Origin of the sequence: Azospirillum sp. TSH58, from assembly GCF_003119115.1 — a bacterium.
Taxonomy (GTDB): Bacteria; Pseudomonadota; Alphaproteobacteria; order Azospirillales; family Azospirillaceae; genus Azospirillum.
Genome location: NZ_CP022367.1, coordinates 789,586 through 810,442, shown reverse-complemented (window position 1 = coordinate 810,442; position 20,857 = coordinate 789,586). Strand labels below are relative to the sequence as shown.

The 20,857-nt window shown below is 72.7% G+C and carries 11 protein-coding genes; 4 read left to right on the top strand and 7 right to left on the bottom strand.

Annotated elements, in window-relative coordinates; genetic code table 11:
• Window positions 1-62 precede the first annotated feature (62 nt).
• Window positions 63-1,991, top strand: coding sequence for a tetratricopeptide repeat protein (locus TSH58p_RS25245; RefSeq protein WP_109072384.1), 1,929 nt, complete (start codon window positions 63-65; stop codon window positions 1,989-1,991).
• Here the strand turns inward: TSH58p_RS25245 and TSH58p_RS25240 are convergent.
• On the bottom strand, window positions 1,960-5,820 hold the full coding sequence (locus tag TSH58p_RS25240; protein ID WP_109469533.1) for a tetratricopeptide repeat protein: 3,861 nt from the start codon (window positions 5,818-5,820) through the stop codon (window positions 1,960-1,962). The genes TSH58p_RS25245 and TSH58p_RS25240 overlap by 32 nt on opposite strands.
• A gap of 159 nt (window positions 5,821-5,979) precedes the next feature.
• Here TSH58p_RS25240 and TSH58p_RS25235 point away from each other — a divergent pair, with 159 nt between their 5' ends.
• From TSH58p_RS25235 to TSH58p_RS25225, 3 genes are read left to right on the top strand one after another with little or no spacing between them, the layout of a single operon-like run.
• Window positions 5,980-7,176, top strand: a complete 1,197-nt coding sequence (locus TSH58p_RS25235) for a glycosyltransferase family 4 protein (protein ID WP_247874343.1) — start codon at window positions 5,980-5,982, stop codon at window positions 7,174-7,176.
• Complete coding sequence (locus TSH58p_RS25230; protein WP_109469531.1) at window positions 7,173-9,989, top strand: glycosyltransferase; 2,817 nt, start codon at window positions 7,173-7,175, stop codon at window positions 9,987-9,989. The genes TSH58p_RS25235 and TSH58p_RS25230 overlap by 4 nt, the downstream gene beginning before the upstream one ends.
• A 24-nt stretch (window positions 9,990-10,013) precedes the next feature.
• Complete coding sequence (locus TSH58p_RS25225) at window positions 10,014-11,840, top strand: tetratricopeptide repeat protein (protein WP_109469530.1); 1,827 nt, start codon at window positions 10,014-10,016, stop codon at window positions 11,838-11,840.
• 30 nt (window positions 11,841-11,870) lie between these two features.
• Here the strand turns inward: TSH58p_RS25225 and TSH58p_RS25220 are convergent, their stop codons facing one another.
• From TSH58p_RS25220 to TSH58p_RS25195, 6 genes are all read right to left on the bottom strand, one after another.
• Window positions 11,871-13,787 (bottom strand): tetratricopeptide repeat protein, encoded by a 1,917-nt coding sequence (locus TSH58p_RS25220; RefSeq protein ID WP_109072762.1) that lies wholly within the window; start codon window positions 13,785-13,787, stop codon window positions 11,871-11,873.
• Window positions 13,788-13,930: 143 nt separating this feature from the next.
• Window positions 13,931-15,007, bottom strand: coding sequence for a PA0069 family radical SAM protein (locus TSH58p_RS25215; RefSeq protein WP_109072763.1), 1,077 nt, complete (start codon window positions 15,005-15,007; stop codon window positions 13,931-13,933).
• 110 nt (window positions 15,008-15,117) lie between these two features.
• Window positions 15,118-16,809: a tetratricopeptide repeat protein gene (locus TSH58p_RS25210; RefSeq protein WP_247874314.1), complete on the bottom strand. Its 1,692-nt coding sequence runs from the start codon at window positions 16,807-16,809 to the stop codon at window positions 15,118-15,120.
• A 188-nt stretch (window positions 16,810-16,997) separates the two neighbouring features.
• Window positions 16,998-18,011, bottom strand: coding sequence for a phosphotransferase (locus TSH58p_RS25205; protein WP_109072764.1), 1,014 nt, complete (start codon window positions 18,009-18,011; stop codon window positions 16,998-17,000).
• Window positions 18,008-18,544, bottom strand: a complete 537-nt coding sequence (moaB, locus tag TSH58p_RS25200) for a molybdenum cofactor biosynthesis protein B (RefSeq protein WP_014197702.1) — start codon at window positions 18,542-18,544, stop codon at window positions 18,008-18,010. The genes TSH58p_RS25205 and moaB overlap by 4 nt, the downstream gene beginning before the upstream one ends.
• A gap of 13 nt (window positions 18,545-18,557) precedes the next feature.
• The gene (locus TSH58p_RS25195; protein ID WP_109072765.1) at window positions 18,558-20,528 is read right to left on the bottom strand and encodes a lytic transglycosylase domain-containing protein; all 1,971 of its coding nucleotides are present in this window, start codon (window positions 20,526-20,528) and stop codon (window positions 18,558-18,560) included.
• Window positions 20,529-20,857: the final 329 nt, after the last annotated feature.

Below are 20,857 nucleotides of genomic sequence, written 5' to 3'. Positions count from 1 at the left end.
GACGATTTCACGCTCCGCACGCCTCCAGGACGGTCCGGGGGCGGCGGCACCGAGGGGGAGCCATGAGCACGGCCCGGCACTTTGCGTCCCCCGCCGAAGCGCTGGGCTACGCCCTGACGCTCTACCAGAACGGCCGGCACGCCGAGTGCGGCGCGGTGTGCCGCGCCATCCTGGCCGTCCGGCCCGACCACCATGACGCCTCGTTCCTTCTCGGCGTCGCCGCCTTTGCGCTGGGCCGGGCCGAGGAGTCGCAGCGCCGCTTCGCCGTCACCATCGCCCTGAAGCCGGATCTGGCCGACGCCTGCCTCAATCTGGCGCTTCTGCTGCGGCGCCGGAGCCGTCCCGCCGAGGCGGCGGCGCTTCAGGCGCGGGCGCTCCGGCTGGCCCCCGGACAGACCGACGCCGGGCCGGTCGTCGCTCTGGGAGCGATGCTGCGCGAGTCGGGCCGGCCCGCGGCGGCGCGCGCCGTTCTTCGCCGGGCGGTCGCGCTGGCGCCGGACGACGCCGAGGCGTGGCGCGAGTCCGGCCACGCGCTGCGCGACGCGGGCGAAGCGGGCTCGGCGGGGGCCTACGGTCGGGCGTACCGGCTCGACCCCGGCCGTACCGAATCCCTCGGCGACCGGCTGTTCGCCGCTGTGTCGCAGTGCGACTGGGACGGTTACGACGATCTCTGCCGGGAGACGCTGGCGGTCATCGACAGCGGCCGGGGGATCGCCCTGCCGCTGCTCACCCTGATGATCGACACCGGCCCGGCGCAGCAGGACCGCGCCGCCCGCCACTTCCACCGTGCGGTGGTGCAACCGTTGGCGCTTCCGCAAGCCGCCGTTCCAACGGCGCCTCCCCTTGGCCCCGGCGGGCGGCTCACCGTCGCCTACCTCTCCGCCGATTTCCACGAGCACGCCACCGCCTATCTGGCGGCCGAGCTGTTCGAGCTGCACGACCGCGACCGCGTCCGCGTCGTCGCCGGTTCCTACGGTCCCGACGACGGCAGCCCGATGCGCCGCCGGCTGGAGGCCGCCTTCGACGCCTTCCACGACATCCGCGGATGCGATGCGGAGGCGGTGCGGGCGCTGCTCGCGGCCGAGGGCGTCCATATCCTGGTGGATCTGAAGGGCTACACGCGGCACGTCCGGTTCGACCTTCTGGCGCGCCGGCTGGCGCCGGTCCAGGTCGCCTATCTCGGCTATCCGGGGACGCTGGGCGGCGACAGCATGGACTACGTCATCGGCGACCGCTTCGTCACGCCGCCGGAGCATCAGCCCCATTACCGGGAGCGGCTGGTGATCCTGCCGGACTCCTATCAGGTCAACGACCGGCGCCGGCCGCTGGACGCGCCGGTGCCGGACCGCGCCGCCTGCGGCCTGCCGCCGGACGGTTTCGTCTTCTGCGCGTTCAACGCGCCGTTCAAGATCACCCCGTCGCTGTTCGGGCTGTGGATGCGCGTGCTGGCGCGGGTGCCGGGGAGCGTGCTGTGGCTGCAGCATCCCGGCCTGGACGGCGCGGACAACCTGCGGCGCGAGGCGGCACGGCGCGGGGTCGATCCCGACCGTCTGGTCTTCGCGCCCCACCGGCCGCAGGCCGGGCACCTCGCCCGCTACCGTCTGGCCGACCTGTTCCTCGACAGCTTTCCCTACACCGGCCACACCACCGTTTCGGACGCCCTGTGGATGGGCCTGCCGGTGGTGACGCGGATGGGCGACACCTTCGCGTCGCGCGTCGCCGCCGGTCTGCTGAACGCCGTCGGCCTGCCCGAGACGGTCACCGCCAGCTTCGACGCCTACGAGGCGCTGGCGGTCCGGCTGGCCGGCGATCCGGCGACGCTCGCCGCCTACCGCCGCCGCCTCGCCGCCGGGCGGGCGACGGCCCCGCTGTTCGACAGCCCCCGCTTCACCCGCCATCTGGAGAGCGCCTACCGGACGATGTGGGACCGCCACGCCGCCGGCCTGCCGCCCGAGTCCTTCACGGTGCCGCCCCTGTCGCCACTCCTGTAGCCACACCTGCAGTCACGGCCCGCTCCAGCGCCGTCCGCACGTCGGCGACGACGGACGCCCAGTCGCCCGGCCGGTCCTGGCGGAACAGGCGCATGGTCGGGTACCAGGGGGTGGTGTCGCCGCGCTCCAGCCAGCGCCAGTCGGCGATGTCCGGCAGCAGCGTCCAGACCGGGCGGCCGAGCGCCCCGGCCAGATGGGCCGGCGCCGTGCAGGAGCTGATGACGAGGTCGAGGTTCTGCATGATCGCCGCGGTGTCGGCGAAGTCGGCGATCTCCGCGCCGAGGTCGGTGAAGGACGGCGGCAGCGGCCCGCAGGTTTCCAGCTCCCGCCGTCCCGCTCCCTTCTGCAAGCCGAAGACCGCGACGCCCGGAACGTCGAGCAGCGGCCGCAGGGCGTCCAGCCCCGGCGAGCGCCGGCGGTCGTCCTTGAAGTCGGGGTTGCCGGCCCACACCAGCCCCACTCTCAGCCCCGTCCGCGGCCCCGTCCGCAGCCTGGGCGGCGGCCCCAGGCGCGTCGCCCAGCGTGTCACCAGTTCCGGCTCGGCGCGCAGGTAGGGGACGTCGGCCGGAACGGTCGCCAGCGTGGTGCCGAGGCGGTGCGGCAGGCTGAGCAGCGCGGCGTGGGCGTCGTGCGGCGGCGTTGCGCCGGATCGGCTGACCACTCCGTCCACGCCGGGGAGCGTGGCGAACAGGCGGACGAGACGGTCGTTGCATTCGACGATCACGCGGGCGCCCTGGCGGCGCAGCAGGGGCGCGTAGCGGACGAACTGGATGCCGTCGCCGAGCCCCTGCTCGTCGTGCAGCAGGATCGTCATGCCCTCCGGGTTGCCGCCGTCCCAGACCGGGGTCGGCAGGCCGCGCGGCGTGACCTGTCGGTCGGCCAGACGGGTGCGCCACTCGTACTCCCGGAACCCCGCCTCCAGCTCGCCGCGCAGCAGCAGGCAGGTGCCCAGCAGGGTGTGCGCCTCGGCGTGGTCCGGATCGCGGTCGAGGACGCGGCGGCACTGGGCCTCCGCCTCCCCGATGCGCCGCAGCTTGCTGAGCACGAGGCCGAGATTCAGCCGGGCCGCCGTGAAGTCCGGGTCGACCGCCACCGCCCGGCGCAGGATGCGGGCCGCCTCCGCGTCCCCCCCGGCCCCCAGGGAGAGCGCGAGCCCCAGGTTGCTGAGCACGCCGGGCTCGGCGGGGGCCAGCGCCAGCGCGGAGCGGCCGGCGCCGACCGCCGCGTCCTGTCGGCCGAGATTCTTCAGCGCGATGCCCAGGTTGGCGCGGGCGCGATGGTCGTCGGGGGCGAGGCGGACCAGCTCCCGCAGCACGCCCTCCGCCTCGCCGTGGCGTTGGCCGATCAGCAGCGCGTGGGCGAGGTGGAAGCGGTGGAAGGTGCCCGACGGGTCGAGGGCGGCGCAGCGGCGCAGCGGCCCGACCGCCGCCGCCGGCGCGTTGCGGCCGAGCCGCTCCATCGCCAGGGCATGGAAGGCGTCGATGGACGCGGGGTCGAGGACCGCCGCAAGACGATGCTCCGATCCGGGCTCCGGCGTCGGTTCCTCTGGGGCCGGGGCCGGGGCCGGGACCGGCGGCTGGGCGTCCGGCGAGATCCAGCCGAGCGCGCGGAAATGGTCGATCCGCTCGTGGATGAGCCGGGGAAAGCCGGCGTCGATGGGGACGGGCGCCAGGGACGTCCACATGCCGGGAACGGCGCCGCCGTCGAAGCGCCCGGTGGCGTAGAAGCGGTCCAGCCGCTCCCGGTTCGCCGCCGGGTCCTGTTCAAACGCCGCGATCATCTCGCGGTGTGCGAAGGCCTGCAGCTTGGCGCGGAACCGTTCGATCCCGCCCATCCAGGTGAAGTGCCAGCCGGCGTCCGGCACGACCCGCCCGTGCCCCAGCTTGGTCAGGTAGCGGGCGCGGTTGGCGCCGATCCGGCGGATCAGCTCCCACGGGGCGGCGGCCACCGACACCCAGGGGTCGGGCGATTTGAGGTCGAGGAAATAGAGGAAGATGTCGAGGTGGGGCGCGAACAGCGCGCGTCCGTCGTCCGCTTCCCGGCGCAGCCGCTCCATCACCCAGGGGCGGAGGATCTCGTCGGCGTCCGAAACGACGATCATGTCCGTCGGGTCGCAGCCGTCGAGCCCGCGGAGGATCGCGTCGCGCTGGTGGGCCTCGCGCTGCCACGCGAAGCCGCCCGGGTCGTCGTCGACGACGACGTGGATGATCTTGTCGGCATAGGCCGCGAAGCGCGCGCGGTTCTCCGCGTAATGGAGGGGCTTGGGTTCGCCGGCGTGGGTGAAGGTCGCCTCGACCAGGACGAAGCGGTCGACCACCGCGTCCAACTCGGCCAGCCGCACCTCCAGGAGGTCCAGCTCGTTGTAGAACTGGAAGCAGTCGTAGATCCGCCGCCCGCCGGCCGGCGGGGCCGCGGGCGGCGGCGCGTCCGTCAGCGTCGTGACATAGGCGAACCAGGCGTCGAACCCGCGCAGCGCCGTCCAGACGGCCGACCGGTTCTTCTCCGTGTTGTGGTCGAGCCGCAGGGACCGCTCGACGAGCGCGATCAGCGCCCGCGCCTCCGCCCGCCAGGCCTGTTCCCCTGCGGCCGGGGGGCGGGCGTTCAGATGCTTGCCCAGCGCGCCGAGCAGGCGCTGCTGCGCCTCGGCCAGATCGGCGGTGACGGCCGCCGCCGCCGGCGTCGTGCCCGGCGTGGCCCCGCTCCCCTGGTCGCTGCGCAGCTCGCCGAGCCACGCCAGCCAGTCCCCGGCCCGGCCCGCCCAGCCCATCGCGGCGGTGACGTGGTCCACCTGTTCGCGAAGCCGGCGGCCGGTCGCCGGGCGATCGTCGCGCCACGCGAGCAGAGCCGTCCGGGCGGCGTCGGCGAAGCGGACGGCGTGTTCCGCCGGGTCCTCCGGGACGGGGATCAGCCGGGCGAAGCCGGCCGTGGTCTCCGGCAGCGCCCCCAGCGCGCTGGACACGACGAGGCAGCCGGCGGCCAGCGCCTCCATGACGGCGATGCAGGAGGTCTCGGCGAAGCGGTTCGGGTAGGCGAGGGCGGTCGCGCCGCGCAACGCCTCGGCCAGGGCATCCTGGGAGACCGCCCCCACATACTCCACGCCCTCGGTCTCGCGGCAGCGCCGGTAGAGGGCGCGGTAAGGGTCCTGGTCGGCCGGGACCTGATAGCCCTCCAGGCTGGAGAACACCCGCAGGGTGGTTCCGGGGATCGCCGCCCGGAGACGGGGGACGCTGTCGAGCAGCGCGTCGAGGCCGCGGAAGGGCGTGCTGGTGTAGGCCAGGACCGGCGGCCAGGGCTTCGCCGCGACGATGTCGGCCCCCGCCGGAAACAGGCTGGAGAACGCCGGGGCGATGCCGTTGCGCAGGATGCGGCAGCGTCCGGGGTCGAGGCCGAACGCCGTGCGGTAGCCGTCCATCTGCCAGCGGCTGACGAAGGCGTAACCGTCCCAGCAGGCGCGCGCCTGCGGGTCCGCGACGCATTGCGCGGCGGGCTGGTCGACGGCGTGCTGCATCCACAGGATCAGCTTGCGGCCGCCGTCCAGGGCCGCGCGCAGCCGGGTCAGCGCCTCCGTCGGGCAGCCGTTGAGCAGCACCACGACGTCGAAGGCGCGCATGCCCTCCCAGGACACCGCGCTGGCCGGCAGGCAGCGCACCCCGCGCACCACGCCGGGGGTCCGGGTGCCGTTGACCAGCGTGACCTCCTGCCCGGTGGCGGCCAGCGCCTCCGCGAGGTAGCACAGGGCCGACTGCGAGCCGCCGAGCGGGCGAAGGCGCGGCGTGTCCGGCGTGTAGTCCCCACCCGCCGGGTCGAGAAAGGCGATCTTGACGGTCATGCTGGCTCGGGCTGGCTCACGCTGTGTATCGGCGTCCGCGTTCTGCTATCCTATCATCCAAGGCCAAGGCAACGAAGGCCAAGGCTAAGAAGGCCATGGCAACGAAGGGATGTGCGGCGCGTGACGGAGTTGGCAGCGGAGGGCGTCGGGAAGCCGTGCGTGGAACAGAACCTGGCGCTCAACCTGGCGCTGAACCTGGCGTTGACGTGGCAGCTTTCGGAAATTCACGGCTGGGGTCTGGTCGGCGTTCACACGGCGTTGCATCTGATCGACCGGGGGCGGCCGCCGCTTCTGCTGGAAAAGCCGCTTCTGTCGACCATGCGGCCCGATAACCGGGAAAAGCTGGAAGGCCTGATGGACGGCCACCGGCAGATCACCGCCATCGCCGTCCGGTCGGGCAACCGGATGCTCGGCCTCAACGACTGCATCGTCCTGCACGCGCTCGGCAACGGCTTCGTCGCCGGTCCGCTGTCCGCCCAATTCCGCGGCAGCCGCAACGTCGGGGTCATCGCCTTCGAGGACACCCTGTTCGACGAGGACACGCTGCGCCGCGCGCGGAGCTACGACCGGATCGTGGTGCATTCCGAATACAACAGGGCGCTGCTGGCCGAGCAGGGCTTCACCGGCGTCGGCTGCGCCTTCCAGGGCGTGGACCCGGACGAGCTGGCGCCCGTCCCGCCGGCCCGGCGCTTCGGCGACCGCTTCGTCGTCTTCTCGGGCGGGAAGATCGAGTTCCGCAAGGGGCAGGACATCGTGCTCGCCGCCTTCCGCCGGTTCCATGAGCGCCATCCCGACGCGCTTCTGGTCACCGCGTGGCACAATCCCTGGCCGCACACCTCCGCCGACATCGCGGAGTCCCCGCTCGTGCCCGCCGCCCCCGCCGTGGGCGACAACGGCAAGCTGCGCATCGTGGAATGGGCGATGGATTGCGGCCTGCCGCCGGAGGGCTTCGTCGACATGGGCTTCCTCGGGCGCGGCCAGATCCCGGCGATCCTGGCGGAATGCCACGCCGCCATCTTTCCCAACCGCTGCGAAGGGGCGACCAACCTCGTCGCCATGGAGGCGATGGCCTGCGGCGTGCCGGTCATCCTGTCGGCCAACACCGGCCACCTCGACCTGATCCGCGACGGCGCCTGCCTGCCGCTGAGCCGTCAGGACCCGGTGGCCGATCCGGCTGGCCGGCGCCGCGGCTGGGGGGAATCCTCCGTCGAGGAGATCGTCGCCCATCTCGAAGCCCTCTACACCGACCGCGCCGCCGCCCGCGCCCGTGCCGACAAGGCGCGGGCCTTCCTGCGCGGCGAGCGGACCTGGCGCGCCTTCGCCGAAACCTTCGTGACGGCGGTGGCCGAGGGATGACGTGGGACGCGAAGGCCTCCGACGGGGCCCCGTCACACCGGCGGGCGCTCGCGGTCGATCCGGGCGATGCGATCGCGTGGCAGCACGCGGCGCATGAAGCCCGCAAGGCGGGGGACGGCCTGCGGGCGGTCGGACTGTTCGTCCGGGCGGCCCGCCTGCACGGCGACCATGAGGCGCTCGGCCGCCAGATCGGGGAGCTTCTGGGCCTCGCCTCCAGCCAGGCCCTGGCGCGCCTGCAGGAGGGGGCGGCCGACGAGGCGGCGGCGTTGCTGGAGCGGCTGGCGCGCATCGTGCCGCCGCAGGGGGGCTTCGCCCGCGCCCTTGGCATCGTCCGGCTGGTCCAGGGCCGCGACGCGGAGGCCGAACGGCTGCACGCGGCCGCAGGCTCCGGGAATTGCGGGTTGGACGTGGCTTTGCAAGGGATCGCGCGCCACAAGGCCGACACCGATTTTCTCGGCACCGTGGTGATCCCCGCGCACCGCATGGAGGACACCATCGAGCGGGCGCTCGACAGCGTCGCGGCGGCGGCCCGCGTCTACCGCGAGACGGTGCGGGACCCGCGGGCGCAGGTCCATGTCTGCGTCGTCGACGACGCCTCCCCCGACGGGACGGCGTCGCGGGTCCTGCGCTGGGCGCGGGACCATCCGGAGCAGAGCGTCGCGCTGATCGCGAACAACCGCAACCAGGGGGCCGGCCGGTCGCGCAACATCGGCGCCGCCGCGGGGCTCGGCCGTTACATCTGGTTCCTCGACGCCGACGATTACTTCTTCGAGCGGCATTTCCTGCTGACGGCGACGGCGCTGGACCACACCCCCGATGCCGGTTTCATACGCACCGGCATGCACTTCGACAGCATCGATCATGAGATCACCCCCGCGTGGCGCGAGGCGTCGGAGCTGAGCTATCCCTGCAATCTATGCGTGCGGCGCGTCTGCCACGACATGATCGGCGGCTTTCCGGAGGAAGCGCCGTTCCACCCCGCCGTGGCCGACGACGTGGCCTACGGCCGGGCGCTCCACGCCATGTTCGGCGGAATCCGGATCGCGGAGAAGACGGTCCACTACACGATGCGGGCGGACAACGCCTTGGCGCGGCAGCGCGAGACGATGACCGGCACCGCCAAGCCGGCGGAGCAGGTGTCGTCCGACCCCCGTTACGTGGCGATCGAGATCCTCACCCAGCGCCGCCTCCATGCGCTGAAAGCCAAGCGATCCGCGCTTCTGCACGACGGCGGCTGGATCGGACCACCGTTCCTCACGGCGCAGGGAACGGTCGAGGGTCCGGCTGTGGCTTCCGCGATGTCCCTTTCCGAAGGACCGGACACCCCGCGCGCCGTCGACCTCGTCGCGGTGGGAAAGGACGCCATCCAGGCCGGGCAACTCGACCGCGCCGTCGCCGCGCTGACCCGTGCCGCCGCCGAGGACCCCGGCCGCACCGAAGCCTGGTTCGAGTTGGGATTGCTCGCGCACCGGCTTCGGCGCGACCGGCTTGCGCTGACGGCTTTCCGGGCGGTGGCGTGCCTTCATCCCGGCGCGGCCGCCGCATGGTGCAATTTCGGCTCGATGCTGATCGACACCGACGCCCATGCCCAGGCGGTCCCCCGGTTGCGCCGCGCCCTGATGCTCCAGCCGGACCACACCAACGCCCTGTGCCTGCTGGGCCACGCGAATCGCCGGCTCGGGCAGGACGGGCAGGGGCGGCGGGAACTGGGCCGGGCGCTCCGGCTGGACCCGCTGCGGCCCGACGTCAACGCGGATTGCGCGGACGCCGCCCTGGCCGCCGGCGATGCGGCGGGTGCTGCGGCGCACGCCCGCCGGGCGCTGCGCCTCAGCCCGGAGCTGTACGGCGGCCATGCGGCGCTGGCCGGAGCCCTGGAAGCGCTCGGCCACCCCGACGAGGCGCTGGTGGCCTGGGAACGGGCGATCCGCGGCAACCCCGGTTTCGGCGAGGCCTTCACGCGCCGCGCGCTGTCGCTGCTGACGCGCCGGTGGGGGCCGCCGCCGGCTCCCGCCCCGGCCGGGCCGCCGGGCCGCCGCCTCGCCTCGACCGCCCTCGGACACAAAGGGCGGTTCGGCAACCAGCTTCTCCAGTACGGCGCCCTGCGCCTCTACACCGCCCGGCACGGTCTCACGCTGGAGGTTCCTCCCTGGCTCGGCCGCCACCTGTACGACCACGACGACCCTCTGCCCGGTCCGGCGCTGCCGCGCGTGGCTGAGGCGGAGGGGGAAGCCGCCCTGACCGCCTTCTTCCGCGGAGAGCCCGCCACCGAGTTGGCGGACCGCGACGTGTCCGGCTATTTCTGCGGCGACACCACGCCCCTGGCGCCGTTCAGGGAGGAGTTCCGCGCGCTGTTCACGCCGGGCCGTCACCTCCAACCCCACGCGGACGCGCTGCTCGGCCGCCTGCGCGACGGCGGCCGCACCGTCGTGGCGCTGCACCTGCGGCGCGGGGATTTCGGCTGGGGGCGGTTCTGGATCGCCCCGGTGTCCTGGTATCTGCGCTGGCTGGAGACGGTCTGGCCGACGCTCGACCGTCCGCTCCTGTTCATCGCGACCGACGATCCCACTCAACTGCGGGCGTTCGCCGCCTACCGCCCCGTCACCGGCCGCGATCTCGCCGAGCCGATCGCGGGCGCGGAGTTCTTCACCGATTTCCATGTCCTCTGCCACGCCGACCGGGTCGCCATTTCCAACAGCTCCTTCTCCTTCGTCGCGACCATGCTGAACCGCAACGCCGGCGATTTCCTTCGGCCGGAGCCGGCGCGCCGGGCCCTTGTCCCCTACGATCCCTGGGCATCCCCGGTTCTGCTCTGATCGACGATTCGAAAGCACGCACGCATGGCCTTCCCCAGCAAAGCCACCCTGGATCGACCCGACCCCGCGGCGCTCGTCGCGGCGGGCCTCGCCCATCACGGGGCCGGCCGGCTGGCCGAGGCGGAAAGCGCGTACCGGCGCGTCCTCGCCAACCACCCCCGTCACCCGGACGCCCTGCATCTCCTGGGCGCGCTGGCTCTCCAGGGCGGCCGGCCGGCGGAGGCCGTGGACTGGATGACCCAGGCCATCCGCTCCGCCCCGGACAACGTGGCCTGCTTCTCCAACCTCGCCAGCGCGCTGCGGCGGCTCGGCCGGCGCGACGAGGCCGTGGCCTGCTGCCGGCGCGCCCTGGCGCTGGACGCCGGCTCCGCCGACGCGCTCAACAACTTCGCGAACGTGCTGACGGACCAGGGCCGGCACGGCGATGCCGCGACCGCGCTGCGCCGGCTGCTGCGCCTCAAGCCGCTGCTGACCGAGCAGCGGCTGCTGCTTGCGCAGGCGCTCATCCTGGACGGCCGCGCCGAGGAGGCGATCGAGGAGCTGATGGTGCTCCTCGGCATGGCGCCGTCGTCGGTCGCCGCCTACGCCAACCTGGGCATGGCCCACCGCCGTCTCGGCCGGATCGAGGAGGCGATCCGCTACTACCGCTGCGCGCTGGGTTTCGCGCCGGGCGATCCCGGTGTCCTCAACAACCTGGGCGTCACGCTTCAGGATATCGGTCGGCTCGACGAGGCGGTGGCCTGCTTCCGGCGGTCCATCGCGATGCAGCCGGGTGCGGCGCACACCCACCTCAACCTCGGGCTGGCGGCCCGCGACCTGATGCGGGTCGACGAGATGATCGCCCTGACGCGGGCCGCCGTCCGGCTCGACCCGTCCCTGGCGGAGGCCCACACCGCTCTGGGCTTCGGGCTGCTGCTCAAGGGCGGGTTGGAGGAGGGGTTCGCCGAGTATGAATGGCGCTCGCGCATGGCCGACTTCCCGTCGCCCCGGCGCAGCTTCTCCTCCCCCGTCTGGGACGGCTCCGACCTCACCGGCCGGACCCTGCTGGTCCATGACGAGCAGGGGGTGGGCGACACCATCATGTTCGCCCGCTTCGCCCCGCAGCTTCAGGCGCGGGGCGTGCGCGTCTTCATCGAATGCAACGGTCAGGCCGTCCGCCTGCTCTCCGCCATGCCGGGCATCGAGGGCGTGGTCGGCCGCTTCGACACGCCGCCGCCGCACGACGCGCATGTCGCCCTGGCCAGCCTGCCGCACCGCCTCGGCACCATGCTCTACACCATCCCCGCCGACACACCCTATCTGCGCGCCGAGCCGGAACTGGTGACACGCTGGGCGACGCGCCTGGGGCCGCCGCCCAGGCTGCGGACGGGGCCGCGGACGGGGCTGAGGGTGGGGCTGGTGTGGGCCGGCAACCCCGAATTCAAGGCCGACAGCATCCGTTCGCCCCGCCTGAAGGCGTTTCTTCCGCTGCTGGACGTTCCGGGCGTCACGGTCTTCGGCCTGCAGAAGGGGGCGGGACGGCAGGACCTGGAAACCTGCGGGCCGCTGCCGCCGTCCTTCACCGACCTCGGCGCGGAGATCACCGACTTCGCCGACACCGCGGCGATCATGCAGAACCTCGACCTCGTCATCAGCTCCTGCACGGCGCCGGCCCATCTGGCCGGGGCGCTCGGCCGTCCGGTCTGGACGGTGCTGCCCTTCTCGCCCGACTGGCGCTGGCTGGACCAGGGGCTGTGCACGCCGTGGTACCCGACCATGCGCCTGTTCCGCCAGGACCGGCGGGGCGAGTGGGCGCCCGTCGTCGGCCGTGTCCGCGCCGCTCTCCAGGCCCTCGCCCGGTCCCGCCGCTGACCCGTGGCGGAAGCCGTCCGGGTGCAGGCGTCAGGGCGTCCAGGGCTCGAAGGGCCGGATGCGGCGGGCGGCGACGTCCGGCTCGACGAACAGGCGGGCACGGCTGTTGAGGCGGGCGGCCAGGACGCTGAAGCCGCTGGCGGCGCTGGTGCCGACCACGTCGGCGTTCATCAGCACGTGAAAATCCTGAAGGAAGTCGAGCCCCGCCCACTCCTCCACGACGTCGGCCCGCGTCAGGGGATGGAACTCCGCGAAGGCGTGGCGGACCGCCGCGACGTCGTCGCTGGCCACATAGAGCACCGGCCGGTCGAAACGCGGCCACCAGTCGCGCAGCCAGTCGACGTACCAGGCGGTCTCGGTGATCGGGTAGTTGGCCGTCACGAAGTCGCCCCGCCGGATGTGGAGCGCGACCACCGTGTTCCCCGCCGCCCGCAACCGTTCAATCGCCGGGTCGAGATGCGGCGCCCAGACCCGGCGCGGCGTCAGCCAGGACTGGACCCGCCGCCGGTACTCCTGCTTGTGCTCGAACAGGAACAGGGGCGAGAGGATGTCGCGATCGGCGATCGGCGCCCGCTCCGTGGCGCCGGTCACCAGCTCGTTGAGGGTGCGGCGGGCGAACAGCAGCGGTGGCAGCGGGCCGCTCGGCGGCGGGTCGTTCAGCTCGAAGAAGGCGCCGCCCACCCAGTCGGGCGTCTCCAGCAGGAAGCCGTGTTTCTCGGCGTAGAGCCGGACCAGGATGTATTCCAGGACGGTGTGGGCGAAGCGGCCGCAGGTGGCCAGCGACGACGAGGTCACGCGCGGGGGCCGGTGCCCGCCGTCCGCCTCCATGGCGGCGGGGCGGATGAGCTGGAGCCCCTGATCGGCCAGGGTCGCGCGCAGGGCGGCGAGCGACTTCACGGTGAAGAACCAGCCGTTGTCCCCGCGCACCGCCGCCAGCCGGTCGCGGGCGGCCCGTGGCGCGCCGTCCCGCAGATCGAACGCGGCCAGCGCCGTCAGGCATTCGCCGCGATAGGTCACGCCGCCGAGCGGCGTCGAGGCCAGCCGGGTGAAGAACGCCCGCCCCTCGGCCAGCCCGCCGCGCCGCAGGAAGACGTTGGTCAGCAACTCGATGCTGAGGGGTACGTTGACGCCGGGGACCGGCAGGCTTTCGATCAGTTCGGCCTCCGCCTCCGCCGGGCGTCCCAGCTCGCTCAGCGCCGTCGCCACCCGCACATGGGCGAGCCCGAGCCCGAGCCGCGCCGACCGCCGGTAGGCGCTCAGCGCCCGTTGCGGATCGCCGTGGGCGTACAGGGCGTTGCCGGCGTTGTACCAGTATTCCGGGCTGGCCGGGCCGAGCGCCAGCGCGCGCCGCAGGCTGGCCTGGGCCGCGGCGTCATCGCCGCGTTCGAGCAGGGTGTTGCCGAGGTTCATGTGGGCGGGCGCCAGATCGGCCTTGACCGCGATGGCGCGGTGCAGGCTGTCCACCGCCTCGTCGATCCGGCCGGCGCGGCGGAGGACCACCCCCAGATCGTGATGAAGCTCGGCCAGGCCGGGATCGAGGCGGGCGGCATGGCGAAGCGCTTGGACGGCTTGCGGCGTCCCGGCATCGCCCTGGGCCTGGAAGGCGTCGCCGAGATTGCGCCAGGCCTGCGGATGGCCCGGATCGAAGAGGGTCAGCCGCCGCCAGTCGGCGGTGGCCTCCGCGGAACGGCCGGCCTTGTAGAGGATGGTGGCCCGGTTGACGCGCGCCTCGATCCAGCCGGGATTGAGCCGAAGCGCCCGCCCGATCAGGATCAGGCATGGGGCCGGCCGGCCGGACTGCCACTCGGCCATGCCGAGCAGATACAGGGCGTTGGGGTTCGCCGGGTCGGTTTCCAGAACCCGGCGATAGAGAGCGGCCGCCTTGGGAAGACGGCCGGCGCGATGCTCGGCGAACGCGACGGCCAGGACTTCACCGATCGTGGCCATTACCCCCGTCTCCCTCGACCTTAAAACCGCGACCCGGATGTCCGACGCCCGTCCGGGCGTGTTCAGGCGGCGGAGGGTAGCCCAGCGACGGCCGCCCGATCAACGCCGAGCGGGCCGGATCGTGTCCGCGCGGGACGGAACGATCAAAACATCGTCAGTTGATCGCCGCGGGCCGGAGGGGGCTTGAAGTCGGCGCAGTTGAGGGCGGCGTCGCGGGCGTTGAGGCCGAGGCGCCGGCAGGCCAGCTTGAACCGCTTCGCCAGCAGCTCCGCCACCGGGCCGGAGCCCTTCATGCGGCTGCCGAATTGAGACTGGTAGAGTTCCCCCTCGCGGCACTGGCGGATCAGGCTGAGCACGCGCTCGGCGCGGTTGGGCGCGTGCTCGCGCAGCCATTCCTCGAACAGTCCGGCGATCTCCAGCGGCAGGCGCAGGAGGATGTAGTTGGCCTGGGTCGCCCCGGCCTCCGCCGCCGCGGTCAGGATGGCTTCCAGCTCATGGTCGTTGAGCCCCGGGATCATCGGGCTGGCCAGCACGGCCACCGGCACGCCGGCCGCCGTCAGGTCGCGCATGGCGGCGAGGCGCCGCTGCGGCGTGCTGGCCCGCGGCTCCATCCGGCGGGCGAGGTCGCGGTCGAGCGTGGTGACCGACAGCGCGACGTTGACCAGCCCCTTCGCCGCCATCGGCGCCAGGATGTCGAGGTCGCGCAGGACCAGCGCCGACTTGGTGATGATCATCACCGGCTGGTTGAAGTCGCGACAGACCTCCAGCACGGCGCGGGTGATACGCTGCTCCCGCTCGATGGGCTGGTAGGGATCGGTGTTGGCGCCCAGCGCCAGCGGCTGGCAACGGTAGGACTTGGCGCGAAGCTCCGCCGCCAGAAGCTCCGCCGCCCGGGCCTTGCGGAAGATCTTCGTCTCGAAATCCAGCCCCGGCGACAGGCCGAGATAGGCGTGGGTCGGCCGGGCGAAGCAGTAGATGCAGGCGTGCTCGCACCCCCGGTAGGGGTTCACCGACCGCTCGAAGATCACGTCGGGCGACGTGTTCTTCGACAGGATCGAGCGGGCGGTGTCGTCGAAGACCTGGGTCGGGACGGTTTCCGTCACCGCTTCGTTGCCGTCCCAGCCGTCGTCGGCCAGCACCCGCGTCTCCCGCTCGTAGCGGGAGGTCAGGTTGCTGATCGCCCCCCGTCCTTTCAGGGCTTGCCGCGGAATCTCGTCCATGGGGACAGGATAGCCGCGGAAAAGCGGAACGTAAAGGGAACGATTGCGCGCCGGCCGGGGGGGCGGCCTGTGTGGCGGTCGGACCGGATCTGACCGGATCTGACCGGACCTTACTGGACCTTCGGGGCCGCGGCCTCGGCGGCCTTGGGGTCCACCAGTCCCTTGTCCAGCTTGGCCCGGATGTCCTCCTTCTGCGGCTCCTCCTCCGCGGTGCGGAGCGCGCGGGTCCATTGGAAGCGGGCCTCGTTGCGGCGCCCGACGCGCCAATAGGCGTCGCCCAGATGGTCGTTGATGGTGGCGTCGGTCGGCTTCAGTTCCACCGCGCGCTCCAGCTTCTCCACCGCCCCTTCGAAATCGCCGGTGCGGTAGAGCGCCCAGCCCAGGCTGTCCACGATGTAGCCGTCCTTGGGGCGCAGGGCGACGGCCTTCTCGATCATCTTCTTGGCCTCCTCCAGGTTCAGCCCGCGGTCGACGTAGCTGTAGCCCAGATAGTTCAGCAGGAAGGCCTCGTCCGGCTTCAGCGCCAGCGCCGCCCGCAGGTCGCGCTCGGCGTCCGGCCAGCGGTCGATCTTGTCGTAGGACATGGCGCGGGCGTAGAGCACCGCCCAATGACGCTCCTCCGGCGTGCCGATGCGCTCCAGCGCCTTGCTGTAGCTGTCGGCGGCCTCGCCGTAGCGCTTGGCGACGCGGTACAGGTCGCCCAGCCGGATCAGCGCGTCCGTCCGCTCGGGCCGCTCGGCGGACAGGGCGGAGAAGGCGGCGATGGCCTCGTCCGTGCGCTCCAGCCGGGCGAGGCTCTCGGCGGCGCGCAGCCGGGCGGTCCAGCCCAGGACCGGGTCCTTCTCCAGCGCCTGGAACTCGACCAGCGCGTCGGCGTGGTGGTCGCGGTTCTCCATGATGTCGCCGATCATCAGCCGCGCCAGGGACAGGTCGGGGCGCAGATGAAGGGCGATCCGCCCGAACAGCAGGGCGGTCTCCTCCGCCCCCTCGTGATGGATGGCGCTGCCCAGGTCGAACAGGGCCTCCGCCAGCCCCTGCTTGGCGTCGGACACCACCGGGGCGGCGGGCTTGCCCTCGTCCAGCGCCTTCAGCGCCGGTTCGACCATCAGGCTGTCGGGGTTGCCGGCGCGGAAGGACTCGTAGAGCTTGCGCGCCTCGTCCTTGCGGCCGGTGCGCTCGTAGAAGCTGCCGACGATCTGGATGACGCGCAGCGGCGCCTCCTTGTCCAGCACGCGGGCGAAGCGCTCCGCGGCGGCGTCCTTGCGCCCGCCCAGCTCCAGCACCAGACCGGCGTGCAGGTCGTGCAGGGCGGCGAAGCCGCTGGCCGTGGACAGCGGCTCCAGCGCCTTGAGCGCGGCGTCGGTCCTGCCTTCCGCGGCGGCCAGCCAGGCGTCGATCAGCGGGCCGATGTATTTCGCCATGCCCTCCTTGGGCATGCGCGCGGCCATGGCCTTGGCCTCCTTCAGCTTGCCGCGGGCCAGATTGTCCGAGGCCAGCAGGGCGATGGCCATCTGCGGGTCGTTGTCCTGCTCCAGCAGCCGCTTGGCGAGGTCGATGGCGGCGTCGAACTGCCCCTCGCCCAGCTTCAGCAGGTAGGTGCGGCGCAGCAGCGTCAGGTCGCCGGGGTCGGCGGACAGGGCGTGCGCCATGAACAGGGCGGCGGCGGCCCAATCGTCCTGGCGCTGGGCGAAGCGCCCGGCCAGATAGCTGCCGGTCGCCGAGGTCAGCGACGGGCGTTCCGTCGCCGCAGGGGCCGCGGCGGCATGGCCGGCCGGCAGCAGGCCCGCCGTGGAAAGGAGCAAGGCACCGAGCGCCGTCCGACCAAATCGGGTCCGCCCAAATCGGAATGTCATCATGCCGCGTCCACCTGCACGCCTACGGAGTCCGGATCAGGAAAGCCTGAAACTCGATTCCTCAGTCTAACACCAACCGCTGGCAAGGGTTAACCGCGCTGCGGCCCGAACCATCGCATGTCTCGGGCGCCTTTCGGCTAACGCCATTCCGCGGCGACCCGCCCGATGACCTCCGGACGGAGAACGTCGATCGCATGGGCGTCCATGTGGGCGGCCAGCGAGTCCGGCATGTCCGGCGACAGGGCGGCGCCCTCCACCCGCCAGCGGGCCATCCAGGACAAGGTGCGCAGCCAGGTCAGCCGGCGCAAGGGCCGGCGCCACGGGCGCACCGCCTCGGCCAGCGCGGGCGGCACCGCCGCCTCCCAGGCGGCGTGGAACGCCGCGACCTCGTTTGGGGCGAGGACCGCCGCGACCTCCCGCTCCCACTTGGTGGAGGTGTAGAGGCTGGCGTGGGCGAGGTCGATGGCCGGGTGGCCGTACTGGGCCTTTTCCAGATCGGTGAACCACGCCTTGCCGGCGGCGTCGATCAGGAAGTTGCCGGGGTGGACGTCGCTGCCGACCAGCGTGATGGGGATCGGCGCCGCGCAGCGGACCGCGCGGGCGGCCTCCAGCTCCGTCCCGAGAAGGGCCAGGGCGTCCGGCGCCAGCCCGGCGCGCTCGAACCACACCGCCTGCCGCTCCACCTGGGCCAGGGTCGCCGCCACCGGGTCGGCGGGGGCGGGCAGGGGGGCACGTTCGTCGTCCGGCGGCAGGGGCAGGGCGTGCAGGGCGGCGAGCGCCCGCGCGATGGCCGGCATGTCGCCCGGCAGGCGCGGCGGGCGCCCGACGATCTCCGTCACCACCAGCGCGCCCATCGGCAGCTCCGCCCCCGGCGGCAGGACGGCGGCCAGCTCCGGCGTGTGGCCGCTCGGCGCGGCGCGGCGGAAGGCGGTGGCCTGCTGCTCCAGATTGGCGAAGGGGTCGAGCCCGAGCTGGCTCCAGCGCGGGACGCGGGCGACCAGACCCTGTCCCGCCAGCCGCACATGGTCGTGCGCCACGCCCCGGCGCGGCATCGGCTCCAGCGCGCCCGGCGGCAGACCGGCGAAGGCCGGCAACCGCGTCAGGGCGGCGTGAAGACCGGCGGTGCCAGTCGCATTTGAGAAGACGGTCACACCTGATGCTCGCGCAGGCGCGGCATCAGTTCGACGAGGTTGCAGGGACGGTGCCGGTTGTCGAGCTGGAAGACCAGGATGTCGTCCCAGGCGTCGCGGCAGGCGCTGGGCGAGCCCGGCAGGGCGAAGATGTAGGTGCCGTTGGCGACCCCGCCGGTCGCCCGGCTCTGGATCGTCGAGGTGCCGACCTTGGCGTAGCTGAGCTGGCGGAACAGCTCCCCGAAGCCGGGGATCGCCTTGTCGAACAGGGCCTCCACCGCCTCCGGCGTCACGTCGCGGCCGGTCACGCCGGTGCCGCCGGTGGTCAGCACCACGTCGATCTCCGGATCGGCGATCCAGGCCTGGACCTGGGCGCGGATGGCGGCGACGTCGTCCTTCACGATGGCGCGGGCGCCCAGCCGGTGGCCGGCGCCGGCCAGCCGCTCCGCCAGCGCGTCGCCCGAGCGGTCGTCGGCGGGCGTGCGCGTGTCCGACACGGTCATGACGGCGATGTTGACGGGCAGGAACGGGCGGGATTCGTCGATCTTCGGCATGGCGGGGCTTCGGTCAGGGGGCTTCGCCGTGTTGCGCGACCTGGGTGGACCGGGCCGCCGGGAAGACATCCACCGGCATATAGACCGGCCAGCCGCCCGCCGCAACGGCGTCCAGCGATTCGATTTCCTGACCCAGCCGCAGCCGGTAGATCCAGAAGTTGGCGACCACCTTTTCGACGTAGTTGCGCGTCTCGGCGTAGGGCAGGCTCTCGATGAAGAGCAGCGGGTCGTTGCCGATGTCCGACAGCTCCCGGCGCCAGCGCGCCAGCGTGCCGGGGCCGGCGTTGTAGGCGGCGGCGAGCAGGAACAGGTTGTTGCCGATGTCCTGGCTGTTCAGCAGCTCCGCCATGTAGCGCTGCCCAAGCTCCATGTTGGTGGAGGGATCGAACAGGCCGGCGCGGGCGGCGTCGGCCTCGCCGATGTCGGCGTTGCGCTCCTGCACATGCTGGGCGGTGGCGGGCATGATCTGCATCAGGCCCGTGGCCCCGGCGGAGCTGACCAGCTTCGGGTCGAAGCGCGATTCCTGCCGCATCACCGCGAAGACCAGCGCCCGGTCCACGGCGAAGCCGTCGCGTGGCTTCCAGTGCGGCACCGGGTAGAGGGCGGCCGTGTAGGGCGCGCCGTCCGGACCGGCCACCGCGTTGCCGACCTGGAGCGCCAGACCCGGCAGCCCGGCGCGGTCGGCCAGCGCCACCAGCGCCTGCTCGGCCAGCGCGTCGCCGCGCGGATGGATGCGGCGCAGCTCCAGCTCCGCCGCCTCGCGCTGGCCGGCCTGGATCAGGGCGATGGCGCGGGTGCCGCCGGGCAGGGCGGACAGCGCCTTCAGATGCTCCCCGGTCAGCTCCGGCGTGCGCCAGTTCAGATCGCCCGAGCCGCCCAGCTTGCGGTGGGCGAGAAGGCCGTAGAAGGTGTGGGGGTAGCGCGCCGCGGCGGCCAGATGGATGCGCGCCTGCTCCTCGCGGCCGCGGCGGGCGTGGGCGCGGGCCGCCCAGAAGCCGGCGGCGGAGGCCAGCCAGGGCGATTGCGGGCCGGCCTCGGCGAGGTTGGTGAAGTGGCGGGCGGCGCGGTCGTACTGCTTCAGCCGCCACGCGGCGAGGCCGGCGATCCAATGCGCCTCGATCACCGCCGGGCCGGAGCGGGCGGCGCTGGCCGAGGCGAGCGACAGCGCCTGCGTCACGTCGCCGGAATAATAGAGCGAGGCGGCGATGCGCGCCCGCGCCTGGTCGTACTGCACCGGGTCGAGGCTGCGTCCGAAATCGTCCTGGTTGAGCAGGGCGAGCGCCGCCCCCGGCTTGCCGGCGCGCAGCAGGTCGGTCACGCGGGACGGGGCGGCGTGGCTGGTGCGGCTGGCGGTGCGGCTGCGCGGGGCGACGGTGATCTTGCCCTTGTCCTCGCCCTTGTCCTCGGCCGCCTCGGCGCTCTTGTCCGGATCGGACTGGTCCTCGTCGGAGATGCTCTCCGGCAGCGGTTCGGGGCGCAGGCCGCCCAGCCGCTCCAGCGATCCGGTCAGCCGCTCCCCGTCGCCGCCGCGCGGCGGCTTCAGGGCGCGCTGCTGGCCGGCGGGGGCGCGGCGCTGGGCCAGCGCGTGGATGCGTTCCGCGCCCGGCAGGTCGCCGTAGCGCTGGAGCCACCCGGCCAGCTCGTCGTAGCTCGCCTTGCGGTCGGGGTGCAGATAGCGCTGGCGCAGCACGTGCCCCATCAGGCGGCGGTCGTGCAGCAGGCGGATTTCCCAGTCGGCCCCTTCCCACTCCCCCCGTTCCTGAAGGGCGAAGATGCGCCGGTAATGGCGGGCGTCCTCTTCCGTCAGCTGGACGGCGCGGGCATCGGCGTCCGTCGCCAGAAGCAGGTTCTGCTCGGCGCGATCGAATCCCGGCGGGACGACGGGTCGTCCATCCGGCGCGTGGATCACAAGGCCGGCCTGGGCTGGGCGATAGCCGCCCGTCGGGTCGGGTGCCGCGCACAGCGCCAGCGCCACCCCCGCCATTCCCAGGACCTTCCGCCGCAGCGAGACGGTGTTTGCTGCGCTGCACAATATCCGGAACATGGTATTCGAATAACCGCAGTGGACGGGAATCGCAAGAAGATGATTCCCCAACAGCGGTCGAGGCCGTCTGTTCGCAAGGGTTTTCAGCAACTTAGTGGGGGCGGAAAAATGGCCCTAGCCCGGTGGGAAGACCCGTTTGGCGCAAGGTCATGGGTCTTTCTGTGCCGTTTGGCGCAACGGCATAGCGGCGACTTGGTAAACCAATCCGATCTTTCGAAGTACTTGAGTAATGTTTGGAATGTCTATGGATATCGAATGTTCGAATGACC

Bases quoted from the DNA above. Each gene is read 5' to 3' on its own strand.
- TSH58p_RS25240 (WP_109469533.1), bottom strand. From the start codon at position 5,820: ATGACCGTCAAGATCGCCTTTCTCGACCCGGCGGGTGGGGACTACACG.
- TSH58p_RS25230 (WP_109469531.1), top strand. From the start codon at position 7,173: ATGACGTGGGACGCGAAGGCCTCCGACGGGGCCCCGTCACACCGGCGG.
- moaB (WP_014197702.1), bottom strand. From the start codon at position 18,544: ATGCCGAAGATCGACGAATCCCGCCCGTTCCTGCCCGTCAACATCGCC.
- TSH58p_RS25225 (WP_109469530.1), top strand. From the start codon at position 10,014: ATGGCCTTCCCCAGCAAAGCCACCCTGGATCGACCCGACCCCGCGGCG.
- TSH58p_RS25215 (WP_109072763.1), bottom strand. From the start codon at position 15,007: ATGGACGAGATTCCGCGGCAAGCCCTGAAAGGACGGGGGGCGATCAGC.
- TSH58p_RS25245 (WP_109072384.1), top strand. From the start codon at position 63: ATGAGCACGGCCCGGCACTTTGCGTCCCCCGCCGAAGCGCTGGGCTAC.
- TSH58p_RS25220 (WP_109072762.1), bottom strand. From the start codon at position 13,787: ATGGCCACGATCGGTGAAGTCCTGGCCGTCGCGTTCGCCGAGCATCGC.
- TSH58p_RS25195 (WP_109072765.1), bottom strand. From the start codon at position 20,528: ATGGCGGGGGTGGCGCTGGCGCTGTGCGCGGCACCCGACCCGACGGGC.